The organism is Bradyrhizobium sp. BEA-2-5 (assembly GCF_032918025.1).
Classification (GTDB): domain Bacteria; phylum Pseudomonadota; class Alphaproteobacteria; order Rhizobiales; family Xanthobacteraceae; genus Bradyrhizobium; species Bradyrhizobium pachyrhizi.
Window position 1 is genome coordinate 5,010,066 of record NZ_CP136629.1, and the last position, 13,605, is coordinate 5,023,670.

The 13,605-nt window shown below is 65.2% G+C and carries 13 protein-coding genes; 3 read left to right on the forward strand and 10 right to left on the reverse strand.

Annotation, left to right across the window (positions count from 1 at the left end):
• Positions 1–51: 51 nt before the first annotated feature.
• From RX327_RS23550 to RX327_RS23560, 3 genes are all read right to left on the reverse strand, one after another.
• Entirely contained in the window at positions 52–315 is a 264-nt protein-coding gene (locus RX327_RS23550) for an EscU/YscU/HrcU family type III secretion system export apparatus switch protein (RefSeq protein WP_317247258.1), read from the reverse strand.
• On the reverse strand, positions 312–1,895 hold the full coding sequence (locus tag RX327_RS23555; protein WP_050384497.1) for a flagellar hook-length control protein FliK: 1,584 nt from the start codon (positions 1,893–1,895) through the stop codon (positions 312–314). The genes RX327_RS23550 and RX327_RS23555 overlap by 4 nt, the downstream gene beginning before the upstream one ends.
• Positions 1,896–1,959: 64 nt before the next feature.
• Positions 1,960–2,745, reverse strand: coding sequence for an ATP12 family chaperone protein (locus RX327_RS23560; protein WP_317247259.1), 786 nt, complete (start codon positions 2,743–2,745; stop codon positions 1,960–1,962).
• Between the two features lie 70 nt (positions 2,746–2,815).
• Between RX327_RS23560 and RX327_RS23565 the strand changes: the two genes are divergently transcribed.
• The gene (locus tag RX327_RS23565) at positions 2,816–3,271 is read left to right on the forward strand and encodes a hypothetical protein (RefSeq protein ID WP_038377669.1); all 456 of its coding nucleotides are present in this window, start codon (positions 2,816–2,818) and stop codon (positions 3,269–3,271) included.
• Between the two features lie 103 nt (positions 3,272–3,374).
• Here RX327_RS23565 and RX327_RS23570 read toward each other — a convergent pair whose 3' ends face one another.
• From RX327_RS23570 to glsA, 4 genes are all read right to left on the reverse strand, one after another.
• The gene (locus RX327_RS23570; RefSeq protein WP_317251308.1) at positions 3,375–4,682 is read right to left on the reverse strand and encodes an amidohydrolase family protein; all 1,308 of its coding nucleotides are present in this window, start codon (positions 4,680–4,682) and stop codon (positions 3,375–3,377) included.
• Positions 4,683–4,847: 165 nt separating this feature from the next.
• Positions 4,848–5,411: an HdeD family acid-resistance protein gene (locus RX327_RS23575; protein ID WP_050384510.1), complete on the reverse strand. Its 564-nt coding sequence runs from the start codon at positions 5,409–5,411 to the stop codon at positions 4,848–4,850.
• A 419-nt stretch (positions 5,412–5,830) separates the two neighbouring features.
• Positions 5,831–7,648, reverse strand: a complete 1,818-nt coding sequence (locus RX327_RS23580) for an MFS transporter (protein ID WP_317251309.1) — start codon at positions 7,646–7,648, stop codon at positions 5,831–5,833.
• Positions 7,554–8,552 carry a glutaminase A gene (glsA, locus tag RX327_RS23585; RefSeq protein WP_050384494.1) on the reverse strand — a complete coding sequence of 333 codons (999 nt, stop codon included), beginning with the start codon at positions 8,550–8,552 and terminating at the stop codon, positions 7,554–7,556. Before glsA ends, RX327_RS23580 begins: the two co-directional genes overlap by 95 nt.
• Positions 8,553–8,980: 428 nt before the next feature.
• Between glsA and RX327_RS23590 the strand changes: the two genes are divergently transcribed.
• Positions 8,981–9,190, forward strand: coding sequence for a hypothetical protein (locus RX327_RS23590; protein WP_028335479.1), 210 nt, complete (start codon positions 8,981–8,983; stop codon positions 9,188–9,190).
• 150 nt (positions 9,191–9,340) lie between these two features.
• Here the strand turns inward: RX327_RS23590 and RX327_RS23595 are convergent, their stop codons facing one another.
• The 3 genes from RX327_RS23595 to RX327_RS23605 all read right to left on the reverse strand — a co-directional run bounded on the left by RX327_RS23595 (position 9,341) and on the right by RX327_RS23605 (position 12,372).
• The gene (locus RX327_RS23595; RefSeq protein ID WP_028335478.1) at positions 9,341–9,643 is read right to left on the reverse strand and encodes a hypothetical protein; all 303 of its coding nucleotides are present in this window, start codon (positions 9,641–9,643) and stop codon (positions 9,341–9,343) included.
• Between the two features lie 88 nt (positions 9,644–9,731).
• Positions 9,732–10,946, reverse strand: a complete 1,215-nt coding sequence (locus RX327_RS23600; RefSeq protein ID WP_050384493.1) for an amidohydrolase family protein — start codon at positions 10,944–10,946, stop codon at positions 9,732–9,734.
• 115 nt (positions 10,947–11,061) lie between these two features.
• On the reverse strand, positions 11,062–12,372 hold the full coding sequence (locus RX327_RS23605; RefSeq protein ID WP_317247260.1) for an RluA family pseudouridine synthase: 1,311 nt from the start codon (positions 12,370–12,372) through the stop codon (positions 11,062–11,064).
• A gap of 167 nt (positions 12,373–12,539) precedes the next feature.
• Between RX327_RS23605 and RX327_RS23610 the strand changes: the two genes are divergently transcribed.
• Positions 12,540–13,457 carry an alpha/beta hydrolase gene (locus RX327_RS23610; protein WP_244481994.1) on the forward strand — a complete coding sequence of 306 codons (918 nt, stop codon included), beginning with the start codon at positions 12,540–12,542 and terminating at the stop codon, positions 13,455–13,457.
• Positions 13,458–13,605: the final 148 nt, after the last annotated feature.

Sequence of the window (13,605 nt, forward strand, 5' to 3'; positions counted from 1 at the left end):
TCGCGTTTTCTTCACGCGAACCGGTGCCCGCTTCGCTCGAAAACGCGATCGCTACCGTGCCCGGCCCGACAGCCGCAGCACGAACACCAGCACCTCGGCGACGGCCTTGTAGAGATCCGGTGGGATCTCGTCGCCGAGCTCGACCTTGGACAGCGCGCCGGCCAGAATCTCGTTCTCCTCGATCGGGATGTCGTGGGCCTTGGCGATCTCGACGATCTTTTCGCCGATCGTGCCCTTGCCTCTCGCCACCACGCGCGGCGCGCCGGCGTGGTCGTAATGCAGCGCGATCGCGAGCTGGTTGTTGGCCTCGCTCATGATGCGCGGTCCAGGAAATGGCCGGCGCGCGCGGGCGCAGGTTGCGGCGGGCTGCCGTCGCGGATCTCGATATCGCCGGGCGTGAGCTCGGCCCTGGTCAGCGCCTGGCTCAGCTCGGAGGCGCCGGCGCGCAGTTGCGCGGCGGTCGAGGGCCGCTCGGCCCACATCCGCACCGAAGTGCGCTCGCCGTTCAGCGAGACCAGCGCGTGCACCGGCCCGGCGGGCTCGACATCGAGCGTGAAGCGCGCGCGCCACACCCGCTTGGCGGCTTCGACCGCGCTGCCGCCGCCATCGCGGGAAATCTCGAACTGCGCCATCGCCGTGCCCTGCTGGGTCAGGAACGGAATCTCGAAATTCCAGCGCGGCACCATGGCGTCGAGCTGCGGGCGCGACGCGTCGCCGCGGTCCGGCAGCGAGGCGACCTGCAGCAGCGTCTGCCGCGCCAGGGCGGCGTCGGTGTTTTCCAGCAGGCGATGCGCGGCCGTCGCGAGCGGCGTGTTTGGGGCGATCGACGCCTCCGCGACGGCCTGGGCCGACGGCAACGCGCCGTGAAATGGCGGCGGCGGCGTATTGCCGCGTACCGGCACCTCGCTTGGCAGCATCTCCCTCGGCGCGGCGCCCTGCCGCGCGGGGTTGCCGACTTCGTGCAGCGCTTCCTGAATGAGATTGATCGCGCCGCCGGAGGACGGGCCGGCATCGAGCGCATCCGCGAGCGCGCCTGCGAGCCCTGTGGCGCCGCGGCTGACATCCTCGGCGACCGGCAGGCGGGCCTGCGGCAGCAGGATCTCCTGAACGTCGAGGTCTTGCGTGCCTGATGGCACGAGGCTCGGCGCCGTCGCGGCGCTGGCCAGCGCCGGTTGCTGGAGCGATGTGGTGGACGGCGGCCTGCCGGCATCACCGGCGCTGAGCGAGGTCAGCGCCTGGCGCAGCACGATCAGTGCGGCCTTCAGATCGGGCGCGCTGCCGCTCGCGGGCGTAATGCCCGCCGCCAGCATCGCCTCGAACAGCAGGCCGGACTTCTGCAAGCCGGCCTTGACCGCATCGCCGCTCAAATTCTCGTCGAGGCCGGTCTGCTGCGCCAGCACCTGCGCGATCGCGGCCTGCAGCTTCGGCGGCAGATTGGTGGGAGCGACCGCGGCAAGATTGGCGAACAGCGGCGCCTGGCTGCCCTGCACTGCCGCCGCAGTCTGCGCCGCCGCGGTGATGGTGACGCGCTCCAGCGGCGTCAATACAGGCTTCGGTGCCGTGGCGATCGGCTGGGCGGCAGCGGCAGCGTTGGCCGCTGCCGGCGACAGCCGTACGGCGTCGCCGGTGTCCGGGCCCGGCCCGACCAGCTGCAGGCGGATGCCGTCATTGGTCTGCGACACCGCAAGCTGCAGGTTCTGGCCCTGCTGCAGCGGCACTTCGGTCTGGACGTCGATCGACAGGCTCGCGATGGCGATCCGCACCAGATCGGCGGACAGCACCTTCAGCACCTGCGCATTGACGACGCTGCCGGCCTCCAGCGTGAGGTCCGGCGCAACGCTGTCCGCCTCCTTCGAGGCGAGCACTGGCAGCACGGGATTGATGGCGATTGCCATGTCGGAGGTCTCGGCCAGGCGCGAGGAACGAGCCGCAGGCTAGCCCGGCGCCGTAAACCCCTCGTTAACCGGCCGCCGGCGCCACCTCCCTGAGCACGCCGGCGGCGGCCTTGAAATCGAGCTGGCGGGCGGCGCGGCGGGCGGCGACCTCCTCGTCCACGCCCCATTGCTCGGCGTTCCAGTCCTCGTCGACATGGGCGGCGGTCCAGACCTGGCCGGCGTCCCGCGCGCCATGGGCCAGCGCCAGCGCCAGCAACGCCGAGCCGGTCAGGGTCGTCACCACATGGAGAGCGGCGACCGACCATGGGTCAGTCGGGAACGCCGCCCGCGCCGCCTTGATCGCAGGCTCGGGCTGGCCGACATGCATCACCCCCTCGGCCATCACGAAATGGGCGCCGAGCGCGTCGGCGGCCCAGAACAGGATCGGATCCCAGTGCTGGGCCTCGCGCGCCACCAGCGTCTCTGGATGGCCGGCGCGGTAGAACAAGAGGTCGCTGCCGAGGAACTTGGCCGCATCGTCGGCGACCTCGTCGACGCGATCAATCACCCCCTCGATCACGCTGTTGGCAAGGCGCGTCAGCGGCATGGTCATGGGATCGATGGTCTCGCCCTGCGCATTCCATTCCGCCGCCACCGCGTCCGCAATGGGCCGCGTGGGCACCGCGATCGGCTTGCCGGACGGAGAGCGGATCGGCTTGCCGTCGAGCGTGATCGAAAATTCGCCGTCGGCCTCGGCGACGCCGGCGCTGGTGTAGAACCGCTTGCGCTGGGGCGTGCGAATGTGGCGCCGCACCGCCTCCTGCGGATCGAACGGAGATTGTTCTGGGACATCGTCGAAAAGGTCGCGCATCGCGCCGGGTAGCTTTCGTTCAAAGGGATTTCCCTGCAAGATATGTCAGGGGCAACGGCAAATAAAGCTGATGGGACGCGGCAAATTCCTTGCGGGTTTTTCGCTGGTTGCGGCGGTTTTCGCCGCCGCCACGGCCTGTGCCGGGTTCCGTTCGCCGGAATCCCTGATCCGCAACGTCTACGCCTATTATGGGCGAGGCAGCGCCGAATATTCCAACGGCCTGCCGCGTGACGAGGAAACCGCTCGCCGATTCTTCGATCCCACCCTGCGCGGTGCCTGGACCGCGCTGCACGATGCGCCCTACGATTTTCTGGTGCAGAGCCCGACCTGGCGGCTCGGCCCGATCTCGATCGCAATCCCGCGCCGGCAGTTCGACAGGACCGACGTAACGGTGACATTCGACAATGAAGGCCGCGCCGTCACGCTCAACTTCATCGTCGTCAACGGTCCCGACGGCTGGGTGATTTCGGATGTCGAGAGCCCGCACGATTCCTTGCGGATGTTTCTGACGCAGTTTCGGCGGTAGGAGACTGCCCTTGCCGTTCCGGCGACCGCTGCTCCACCGGCCAAGGTCGGCAGCCATATCGGCTTTAACGCTGCCGCTTGGCCCGCCTTGTGATCATGTCCGCCTACCTGTTCCGGTCACCACCAAGAAGATTCTTGTAAACCTTCCCATCTTTCATGATGACCAGGAAGTTCTTCGCCGGATCTTCGATCAGCTTGATGTTGTCGATCGGATTGCCTTCGACCAGCAGAAGGTCGGCGAGCGCACCTTCCTCCACCACGCCCAGCTTGCCCGAATATGGATTGCGAAGCCCGGACAAAGCGAGCAATTCGGCATTCGTCGATGTCGCCATGATGAGCGCTTCAGCCGGCGTGTACCATCGCGTGAGGGCTGTCAGCATGGCGCCTTGCCGGTCAGCGAGCGCTTTCGAGAACAAGACGTCGGTACCGAAGGCCGTCTTCAACTTGTACTTCTTGGCAAAGCCGTAGACCCTGTCGGTGCCGGCAACGACCTGCCGCATCTTGTCCTGCTCCGCAGGTCCAAGAGCACTCGCGCCCGACAGATCGAGGAAGGGCTGGGTGCTCAGCCAAATCCCCTTCTCGGCCATCAGGCGGGCCGACGCGTCGTCCATCAAATGACCATGCTCGATGCATTTGACTCCCGCTGCGATCGATCGCTGGATCGCGACCGGCGTGTAGGCGTGTACGGCGACATAGGTACCCCAGTTCTCGGCAGCATCTACCGCGGCACGCAACTCCGGTTCAGTGAACGTGGACACATCGAGCGGACTGAACGGCGACGCCACGCCGCCGCCCGCCGTGAGCTTGACCTGTGTAGCACCTTGCATGAGTTGCTCGCGGACGCGGACGCGGACTTCGTCGGGGCTGTCGGCGACCACGCTGCCGCCAATCTGCTCCATGCGGCTGAGCATGCCGCCGATCGTTCGCGGCAGATCGGACAGCTGCCGGAAGTCGCCATGGCCGCCGGTGATGGTGATCATGGCACCGGATGGGTAGATGCGGGGACCGGCGACGAGACCTTCGTCGATCGCGCGCTTGAGGGAAAAGGCCGGCCCGCCCATGTCGCGAATGGTGGTGAAGCCGCGCATGAGCGTGGCCGTTGCCTCGGCGGCCGCAAGAAGATTGGTGTAACCAACGTCGCTCGCCATCACGGCCGCCGGCGTCGGGCGTACCAGCAATGCATGCCAGTGCGCGTCGATCAGCCCGGGCATCAGCACCCGTCCGTCGCCGGCAATCAGCTGAGCCTCGGCCGCGATCGCCGCAGTCGAAATCTTCTCGATCTTGTTGTTCCGGATCAGCACATTGGACGGCCCGGACAGCGCGCCATTCCTGCCATCGAAAATTCGCACGTTCTGGAACAGCACGCCGCCATCCTGCTGGGCTTGCGCCGGCAGCAAGGCGACGAGGCTCATCACAATCGACGCAACCAGCGCCGAAACTCTGACGCCCTTCCGCAAACCTGACATGTCCACTCTCCCCCGATGGCGCATCGCGCGAGACCGTCACTGATCTCGCGTGGAGCCGACTTGATTTCAGACGATTAATGAGAGTTCTGCCGCTCCCTGACAATCGATGGCCTATTGAGCCGCTCTGGCGGCAGGCTGCAAAGCATAGCTCAGCCATCCGATGCCATGAGACAGCAGATCGATCCCCAGCAGCAGCCCGAGCACCCACAGCCCGGTTGCCGGAAATCCCGTCAGAATGACGAGGCCGGCCAGAACGCCAAACAGCCCGGATGCCAGCATGATCCAGCCGGACTGCTGCCAATGGCCGATGCCGATCAGCATGCGCACAATCCCGGAGACTAAAAGCATGAGACCGAGGGCATAGGTCAGGAGCAGCGCGCTCGTCACCGGTTGGCTGAGCAGAACGATTCCGCAGGCAAGGTAGAGCACCCCCAGCAGAAGCTGCCACACGAACCCGCCCCAGCCCTTGGTCCAGAAGGCGTGCAGGATTTCGAACCCGCCGGCAACGATGGCCGTCCAGCCGATAAAGATGGCGCTGATCACGGTGAAAAGCACGACATCTCCCAGGACCAGAAGGCCCGCGGCGATCATGACGAGGCCCAGCAGAACGCAGACCCATAAAGGCGGGCCAGGCAGGCCGCGGAGCATCGTGGAACTGTTCTCATAGGTAGCCATGTCGTCCTCCTTGATCCCAGGCAGCCATGGACGGCCGCGGCAACCGGGCCACTCGAACTGCCGGAGCTTGTGCCTGCTCTCACCAGCGCCATCCACAACGGCGGCGACCTCTGTGCCACCAACAGACCCAGCGGCGCCGGCGATGCCGGCGGCGGCGCGGTGGCGGAGGACGCGGGCGCGGTGGTGGTCGGGCGACGGCCATATGAAGCGGCCGCTCCGGATCATCCGTCTTCGTGACGAGGGCATCTTCGGGGACGAGTGGCAGCGCCTTGGCCGCCTGCGTCAGCAAGCCGGTTCCGAGACCAACGGCTGCGACGCCGCCGAGCATTCTCCGGAGCACGATCCGACGATCGAGTTCATCCATATCTGGCACCTCGTTATTGCAGAGACCTTCTTGCCCGGCGGCGGCCAACATACGATCAGGCCGATCGCTGGCCCTCGCCGGTCGCTCCGTCGTCCGGTATTTCGCCTGGCCGATAATTCGGCAGCCGTCCTGCGGGAATGATCGCAAGCAGTGCGAGGCCGGCCATGATCAGCAATCCGATCTTCAAAGCGCGCAGGCGCGCTTCGGTATTGACCCGGACGGCTTCCTCGACCTGCTGCGGCGTACCGCTGGTGCCTTCGAGCACGCTGCGCAGCCGGTCATTGCTGACGAAGGTGATGTTGCCGAGATCAACCTGGCTCTGAAGCTCCTTGGTCAGCACCGGACTGGCCGCAATCCTGCCGAGCGCGATCGTGCTCAGAAGACCGACCAGAAGAGCTCCGGCGACCGCGGTACCGACTGCAGCCGCCAGATTCTGTGTGGTTCCGCGCAACGATCCGACGTCCCCGGCCAACGCCTTGGGTGAGGCCGTGACCAGAACGTTGAACAGCAATGTCACCAGCGAGCCCTGGCCGATACCGAACAGCACCAGTCCAACGAGAACGGGAATCTCGCTCCAGTCGTTGCGCACGACGAACGCGAGCCACAGCAACGCGACAGTGCAGAGGCCAAAGCCGAAGCGTCCGATCCGGCGGGGCGTCAGTTTGTCGTAGAGATTGACGATCATCATCGCCGAGAGAAAAACGGTCAGATTGAAGGGCATCATCGCGATCGCCGTCGCAATTGGCGAACGTCCCTGCACAATCTGGATGTAGAGCGGGACCGTGAAGTTCAGCGCTGCCTCGAGCGCCACGACCGCGAACAGCGCGTAGACGGCGCACCTCTCCTCCGGTAAATCGATCACCTCCAACGCCAGCAAAGGCGTCCTCCCCGCGGCCTGCTGGCGATGAGTCCACATCAGGAATGCCTGCCCGAGCACAATGCCAAGCACGATCAGGACCGGTGCCGGCGAGACGCCCAGCAATTCGAATGGCGCGTTAGGGGTCGCCAGGATCACGCCCCAACTGTTCAGATTATTGAATCCGAAGCTGATGAAGATGATCGCGCTCGCGGCAAGAGCGACGCCGATCAGGTCGATCTGGACATCCGGGCGACCGCGGTCCGGCCGCAGGCGGAAACTCAGAGCGAAAGCGATCGCCGAGGCAACGATGAGAATTCCAAACGCGGGGCGCCAGCCGATATAGGTGCCAAGCAACCCGCCGACGACAAATGCCAGCACGCCGGCGGCAGCCCGCGCCGAGCCCAACGCGCCAAGGGCCGTCGCCTGCTGGCGTCCGCCATAATTCTCGGCAATCAGCGCGACGAGCGAGGGCACGATCACCGCGCCCGCGGCGCCGCAAAGCGCCTGAGCGGAAATCATGACGGAGGCCGTGGGGCTGAACGTCATCGCAATCTGCGCTATCAGGAAAAGCACGACCGCAGCACGAAATACCTGCACCGCCCCGAACCTTTGGGCGAGCTTGGCGCCAAGCATCACGAACCCGGCGACAAGCATCGAGTACGCCACGATTCCGGTCGCGACGGTGGTCGGCGGCACGCCGAAGCTGGCCACCATTCCCCCCATCGCAACCGGCAACGACGCGACGTTGAACGACATGATCATCTGACCGAACGCAATTGCGACCATGGGCACCCATGATGCGCGCTCCTCCTGATGAATGTCGCCGATCGAGATTGCTTGCGTTGCCATCGCGTCCTCCAACCTGCCCGACGTTGCGATCGATCGGGCCACAGCTCGACCGATCTTCAGTGCCTCTTGTTCACTCGTCCGGTTGGGACACGAACAGATCCATGCCCAGTCTTTGCGACAGGAACTTCGCGGCGAGCTGCCCTCGCACGCTGTTGCCGGCCGCATCCAGTGGCGGCCCGAAAGTGCCGAAACCACCCTTTCCCGGAGACACCGCGACGATGCCTCCACCAATGCCGCTTTTGCCGGGCAGGCCGATGTCATACAGCCAATCCCCCGACGTTTCATACAGCCCCGCCGTAACCATGACGGCCAATGCATAGTGGCACACGGCCGCATCGACCACCCGCTGCCGGGTCACCGGATTCACGCCACCATCGGCGAGCGTCGCGCCCATCACGGCCAGATCCCTGGCGCTCACATTCAGCGAACACTGCCGGGTGTAGAGATCGGTCGCCTGCCTGGCGTCGCAGTAGATCCGGTCGTAGCTTTCCAGCAACCGCGCGATGCTTCGATTGCGAAAGTTGGTCTTGGATGCCGATGCGTAGACTTCCTCGTTGAGCGAAAGTTTGCGACCCGCGAAGCGCGACAAGCCGTCATGAATGAACCGCCATTGCTCGTCAGCGCTCGAGCCCGGCACGAGGCTTGTGGTCGCGATCGCGCCTGCGTTCACCATGGGGTTGGTGCGCCCGGCTCCATGCTCGATCGCCGCCAGTGAATTGAACGGCAGCCCGGTCGCGTTCGCGCCCAGTTTTGCACGAGCCTCTTCAGGGCCGATGGCCTCGCACACCAATGCGAATACGAATGGCTTCGATACACTCATGATCGAGAATTCGTATTCGATATCGCCCGCGCCGTAGACACGTCCGCTGGTACCGGCCACGCAGACGCCGAACAGTTCACTCGGCACCCTGGCCAGGGCCGGATAAACCTGCGAATTGGTCCCTTCGCTGTTCGACTTGAAGCGCTGATGCGCTTGAGACACGAGCTCCTGCACCATCTCGGGTTCGGGCAAGTGCCCGGTCGAGATGTAGGGCCGCTCCGCTTGTTCCGCGATCGAAGGCGGCCACATTGGCTGTCCTTCCGGATTTGGACCCTATGGCTTCAGGTCTTCTAGTCGGCAACCAGAAGTAGGCTCCCAAAAAGCCACGGAGTCAACGATCCACCTGCACAGCCTTTGCAACACTTGCGTTGGTGCAGACCACTTTACGACAAATGCGCTGAACGCATTGCGTGTCGCGGAATTGCAGCGCCGTTGTGCGATACGACACTCGATTGAGTCATGCGACGTTTCGGCGCGGCTAGGTAAGCAAGGTTGCCCAATCGCCCGCGGCGCAATTGAATCAAAAGCGAAGTCATCATGGCAGCAACGAGCGATTTCCATCATTGGCACGCGAGAGTACGATCGTCGTGTGCGGATGTGAGCCCGCCGCTTGTCCAAGCAACACCGGCCCGCGGCGACGGTGGAATGACCGCATCACTTACAGAGTGAGGTTGATCATGGTGGCGCGCGCAAGCGACGGACAGCTTCTGTTGGTAAAGAAGCTTGGTGGGCTTATTGCTATCGTTGTTGGCTGCTTGCTGACAGCGGTTGGTGTGACATTCGAATCGACAAGCACGATTGTCGTCGGTGTCCTGCTTCTTGTGCTCGGTGCGGCCCTGCTCACGCTCAAGATCATGAGACGAAATCAAAGCGGTCCGTTTGGATAGCCAGACAGATTCGCACGGTCGACGGCCTCGAACCGGATCGCCGCGCCTCCGCCGGTCGATGCCGCTTGTCCGTTCGACAACGTGCTCGCCGGCGCGGCGGCAATTCCGTCCGTGCGTCAACAAGGCTTGTCTAGCAGACCACGCCCCGCCCTAATCGCGGTGGTTGGCGCAGGATCGCGAATAGGCGGCACGCTCGGCCTGGTTCAGGCCCGCGGCGGCGGCCTCGTCGAGGCACCGGCTGACGCGGTCGCCGAACGAGCTGCGCGGCCGCGAACGCAGGCTCGGCTGCGTCGGCGCGTCCATCCTGGGGATAGCCGGCACCTCGATCCGCGGCGGCGGCGGCGGTTGGGGGACCGGCGGATCCCACGTCGAGCGGCCGGGCGCAAGGATTTGCGCGCTCGCCGCGCCCATGGCCCAGAGCAGAATGCCGGCAGCAATCAGGGATCGCTTCATAGCCTATATGTCGTGACGCCGCAGCAACGGTTCAAGTGAACGCACCATGCGTCAATACTGCCCCCGCGATGCGAGTTCCCCGCCCTCGTCACGGCTTCTGGTAGATCACGTGACCGGCACGGATGGTGCTGCTCACCTTCGCAAGATTGCCGACGTCGCCGAGCGGATCGCCGTCGAGCACCACGAGATCGGCGTCGAAGCCCTGCTCCACCCGTCCCTTCTTCGCGGCCTTGAAGAACCGCGCCGGATTGGTCGTCAACGAGGCCAGCACCTGCCGCCCCGACAACACGCGGTGCATCAACTGAAATTCCTGCGTGGTGTCGTACAGCGTGGTGAAACCGACATCGGTGCCGAACAGCACCGTGCCGCCATTTTCCGAAAATTGCTTGAGCTGGTTGACGGTCGAAGCCACCAGACGATTGGTGACGTTCGGATCGAGCACCACGGTGGTGAATAGCGACAGTGTGGGAACGAGCGCAGTCCCCTGTGCCTTGAACCGCGCCAGCTGATCCGCGGTGTAGCCGGGTTCGCCGGGTGTGGTGTGCGCGAGCACATCGACGCCGGACTCGATCACCGTCTCGACACCGACCTTGTTCTGCGGATGCGCGAACACCGGTCTGCCCTGCGCATGCGCGACGTCGACGGCGGCCTTGGCGATTGCAGGGTCCATGTTGACGACGGGCTTGTCCCCCATGAACGCGCCGGTGAACAGCTTGATACCGTCCTCACCCATGCCGAGCCAATCGCGCGCCCATTGCGTGGCCTCCTCCGGCGTCGCGACTTCAGGAAGCTGCACTTCGCGCGGGATGTAGACGGGGTGCCCGCCCTTCGGGAAGATGTTGCCTGCGAGCAAGATGTTGGGGCCGGCGACTTCGCCCGCGGCGATGCGCTTGCGCAGCGGCAACGTGTCGCTCGGATCGGAGCCGAGATCCCAGACCGTGGTAAAACCCCAGCGCGTCAGCATCTCCTGCATGTGCTGCGTCAGCGCCGCGGGCGGCGCAGCGCCGGCGTTGCGCCAGACTTTCTGCGTGAAATGGACATGGCTGTTCCAGAAGCCGGCGACGATGGTCTTGCCGCTGCAATCGATCACGCGGGCATCCGGCGGCGCCTGGATGTCGCCGGACTTGCCGACCGCGCTGATGACGCCGTCGGTCATCACGATCACCGCATCCGGCAGCGCTTCCGCATCGGCCGATGCGTAAAGCGTGCCGCCGCGGAGCACGATGGTCTCGGCCTGCGCCGTCACCGAGGCGATAGCTGAGCCAATCAGGAAAAGCGTGACGCGCAGCCAGGTGCCGACCATGGAGAGTCTCCGTTGCAGGCCGGCAAAGGCCGGCGCGCGAAGATAGCCGCAAGGCGCGGAGCCGCTTGATCGTTGTTGCTGTCCGCGACGGATATTGGAGGCCGCGCCCCGCCCGTCACTCCTCGGGCGCGTTCTCGATCGGGTCGAAGCGGTCGGCCTCCAGCCCGAGCAGGTTCCACGACTGCTGCATGTGTGGCGGCAGCGGCGCGGTGGCGTCGATCACGCCGCCGCGCGGATGCGGGATGACGATGCGGCGTGCCAAGAGATGCAGCCGGTTCTGCAAGCCGCCCGGCAGCTGCCAGTTCTCGATGTTGAAATATTTGGGATCACCGACGATCGGATGGCCGATATGGGCCATGTGGGCGCGCAGCTGGTGGGTGCGGCCCGTCACCGGCTTCAGCGACACCCAGGCGAGCTTGGTCGCCGAGGTCTCGACCACGGCATAATATGTCACGGCGTGGCTCGCGCCCTCGTCACCATGCTCGGCGATCCGCATGATGCTGTCCTCCTCGCTCTCCTCCTTGGCGAGATAGGTCGAGATGCGCCCCTGCTTCGGCTTCGGTACACCGGCGACCAGCGCCCAGTAGATCTTGCGCGCGGAGCGATGGCGGAATGCGCCTGTCAGGTGCGAGGCGGCGAAGCGCGTCTTGGCGATCAGGAGACAGCCCGACGTCTCCCTGTCGATGCGGTGCACGAGCCGCGGCTTCTGGCCCTTGGCGTCGCGCATCACCTCCAACATCTGGTCGATGTGCCGCGTCATGCCCGACCCGCCCTGCACGGCAAGGCCGGCCGGCTTGTTCAGGACGAGGACGTCGTCGTCCTCGTAGATCGTCATCTCCTTCAGCGCCTGCAGTGTCTTCGCCTCGGCCTCGGAGAGCGTGCCGGCCGTCTTCGGCGTATCAAGCCGCAACGGCGGGATCCGGACGCTCTGGCCCTCCTCGAGCCGGTCCTTGGAATCGGCGCGCTTGCCGTTGACCCTGAGTTCGCCTTTGCGGACCACGCGCTGGATGTGGGAGAACGACAGGCCGGGAAAGCGCGCTTCGAGGAAACGGTCGACACGCATGTTGTTCTCGTCCGCGGTGACGACAACAGTCTGAACCTTGGTCGGCAATGGCTGTTCGGCCGCGGCAGTCTTCGACATGACGGGCTCAGCCCGCTCCTGCCGGTCGCGGCGCGGCTCGGCAAAGCGCGGCGGCTTTCCGGCCGCACGATGCGCGAACGGACGCTCACCGGACTTACGCTCACTAGACTTGCGCTCACCGAGCTTGCGATCGTCCGGCTTGCGGCCGCGCTGCGCCGATCCGCTCTTGCCACGATCCTCACCACGATCCTTGCCACGATCGCCGACGCGGTCCCGGTCGCGGCCCTTGTCGCGCCCTTTGGCGCGGTCGCCCGGCGATGTGGTTCTCTTGATACGGCGGCTCATGGTGATTTTTCGGCTCCAGACCTGCATTGTGCCTAGCGCAAATGCCGCGAATTGTCACGGCGAAATCGGTGTGAATCCGATGCAAGATCGGCCATGTTCGGCCGCATACGGCAATCGACGGGGACCCTGGAATGAGGCTGGCGATATCGGCTTTGGCGGCGGCCCTGATGCTCACGGACCCTGCGCTCGCCCAGCAAAGCCCGATGCCCGAAGCCGCGATGCCGGAAGATCTGGCCTGGAAGCTCTTGGAACTCGGCCGCGTCATCGACCCGCCCAAGACCGCCGCACTCTACGCGCCGCTGCAACAGAAGGAGCCCTATCAGGGCGTCAAGGTCGAGCGCGACCTCAAATACGGCCCCGCCGACCGCCATCTGCTCGACGTGTTCACGCCGGAGACGGCGGCGCCCGCACGACCCGTGCTGATCTACATCCATGGCGGCGGCCTCATTGCGGGCAACAAGCGCGCGCCCGGCAGCCCGTTCTACGACAACATCATGCTGTGGGCGGTGAAGAACGGCTTCGTCGGCGTCAATGCCACCTATCGCTTGGCGCCGGCCTTTCCATGGCCGGCAGGCGCGGAGGACATGGGTGCGCTCGTGCAGTGGGTTGCGGAAAACATCGCCTCCCGCGGCGGCGAGCCCGGGCGCATCTTCCTGATGGGCCAGTCGGCCGGCGCGATCCATGTCGCGAGCTATGTCTCGCATCCAGAATTTCACAAGGTGAAGGGCGGCGGCCTTGCCGGCGCGATCATGGTGTCGGGCATCTATGATCTGACGGCCTCGCCGGCCGGCGACGCCGAGCTCGCCTATTACGGCTCCGACCCCTCGCGCTATGCCGAGCGCTCCTCGCTGCAAGGCCTGGTCGGAAGCCCGATCCCGTTCCTGATCACCGCGGCCGAGCTCGACCCGCCGCGCTTCGTCGAGCAGTTCGAGCTCATGAAGCAGGCCAGCTGCAAGCGGCCAAGCGGCTGCGCGCGCAGCTTCATGCTGCCGCAGCACAGCCACATGTCGGAGGTCTATGCCATCAACACGCCGGACACGCGGCTGACGGACGAGATCCTGGAATTCGCAAAGAGCGTGAAGTGACGCGCCAGAGCAATACGAAGTTATGGGCTGTTGCAGCGCGCGCTGCCAAAATATCGAAAACAACCCCATGCAAAGCAGCCGGCGGCGGCCGGCGTTGCATCAAGCAACTTGACACGTCGGGCAACTCAGGGATACTCTTCTAATATTC

What these genes read in the sequence shown, in the direction of transcription:
- RX327_RS23550 (WP_317247258.1), bottom strand. Translation starts at nt 315, where the DNA reads ATGAGCGAGGCCAACAACCAGCTCGCGATCGCGCTGCATTACGACCAC.
- RX327_RS23555 (WP_050384497.1), bottom strand. Translation starts at nt 1,895, where the DNA reads ATGGCAATCGCCATCAATCCCGTGCTGCCAGTGCTCGCCTCGAAGGAG.
- RX327_RS23560 (WP_317247259.1), bottom strand. Translation starts at nt 2,745, where the DNA reads ATGCGCGACCTTTTCGACGATGTCCCAGAACAATCTCCGTTCGATCCG.
- RX327_RS23565 (WP_038377669.1), top strand. Translation starts at nt 2,816, where the DNA reads ATGGGACGCGGCAAATTCCTTGCGGGTTTTTCGCTGGTTGCGGCGGTT.
- RX327_RS23570 (WP_317251308.1), bottom strand. Translation starts at nt 4,682, where the DNA reads ATGAGCCTCGTCGCCTTGCTGCCGGCGCAAGCCCAGCAGGATGGCGGC.
- RX327_RS23575 (WP_050384510.1), bottom strand. Translation starts at nt 5,411, where the DNA reads ATGGCTACCTATGAGAACAGTTCCACGATGCTCCGCGGCCTGCCTGGC.
- RX327_RS23580 (WP_317251309.1), bottom strand. Translation starts at nt 7,648, where the DNA reads ATGCGGCCGGCAACAGCGTGCGAGGGCAGCTCGCCGCGAAGTTCCTGT.
- glsA (WP_050384494.1), bottom strand. Translation starts at nt 8,552, where the DNA reads ATGTGGCCGCCTTCGATCGCGGAACAAGCGGAGCGGCCCTACATCTCG.
- RX327_RS23590 (WP_028335479.1), top strand. Translation starts at nt 8,981, where the DNA reads ATGGTGGCGCGCGCAAGCGACGGACAGCTTCTGTTGGTAAAGAAGCTT.
- RX327_RS23595 (WP_028335478.1), bottom strand. Translation starts at nt 9,643, where the DNA reads ATGAAGCGATCCCTGATTGCTGCCGGCATTCTGCTCTGGGCCATGGGC.
- RX327_RS23600 (WP_050384493.1), bottom strand. Translation starts at nt 10,946, where the DNA reads ATGGTCGGCACCTGGCTGCGCGTCACGCTTTTCCTGATTGGCTCAGCT.
- RX327_RS23605 (WP_317247260.1), bottom strand. Translation starts at nt 12,372, where the DNA reads ATGAGCCGCCGTATCAAGAGAACCACATCGCCGGGCGACCGCGCCAAA.
- RX327_RS23610 (WP_244481994.1), top strand. Translation starts at nt 12,540, where the DNA reads ATGCTCACGGACCCTGCGCTCGCCCAGCAAAGCCCGATGCCCGAAGCC.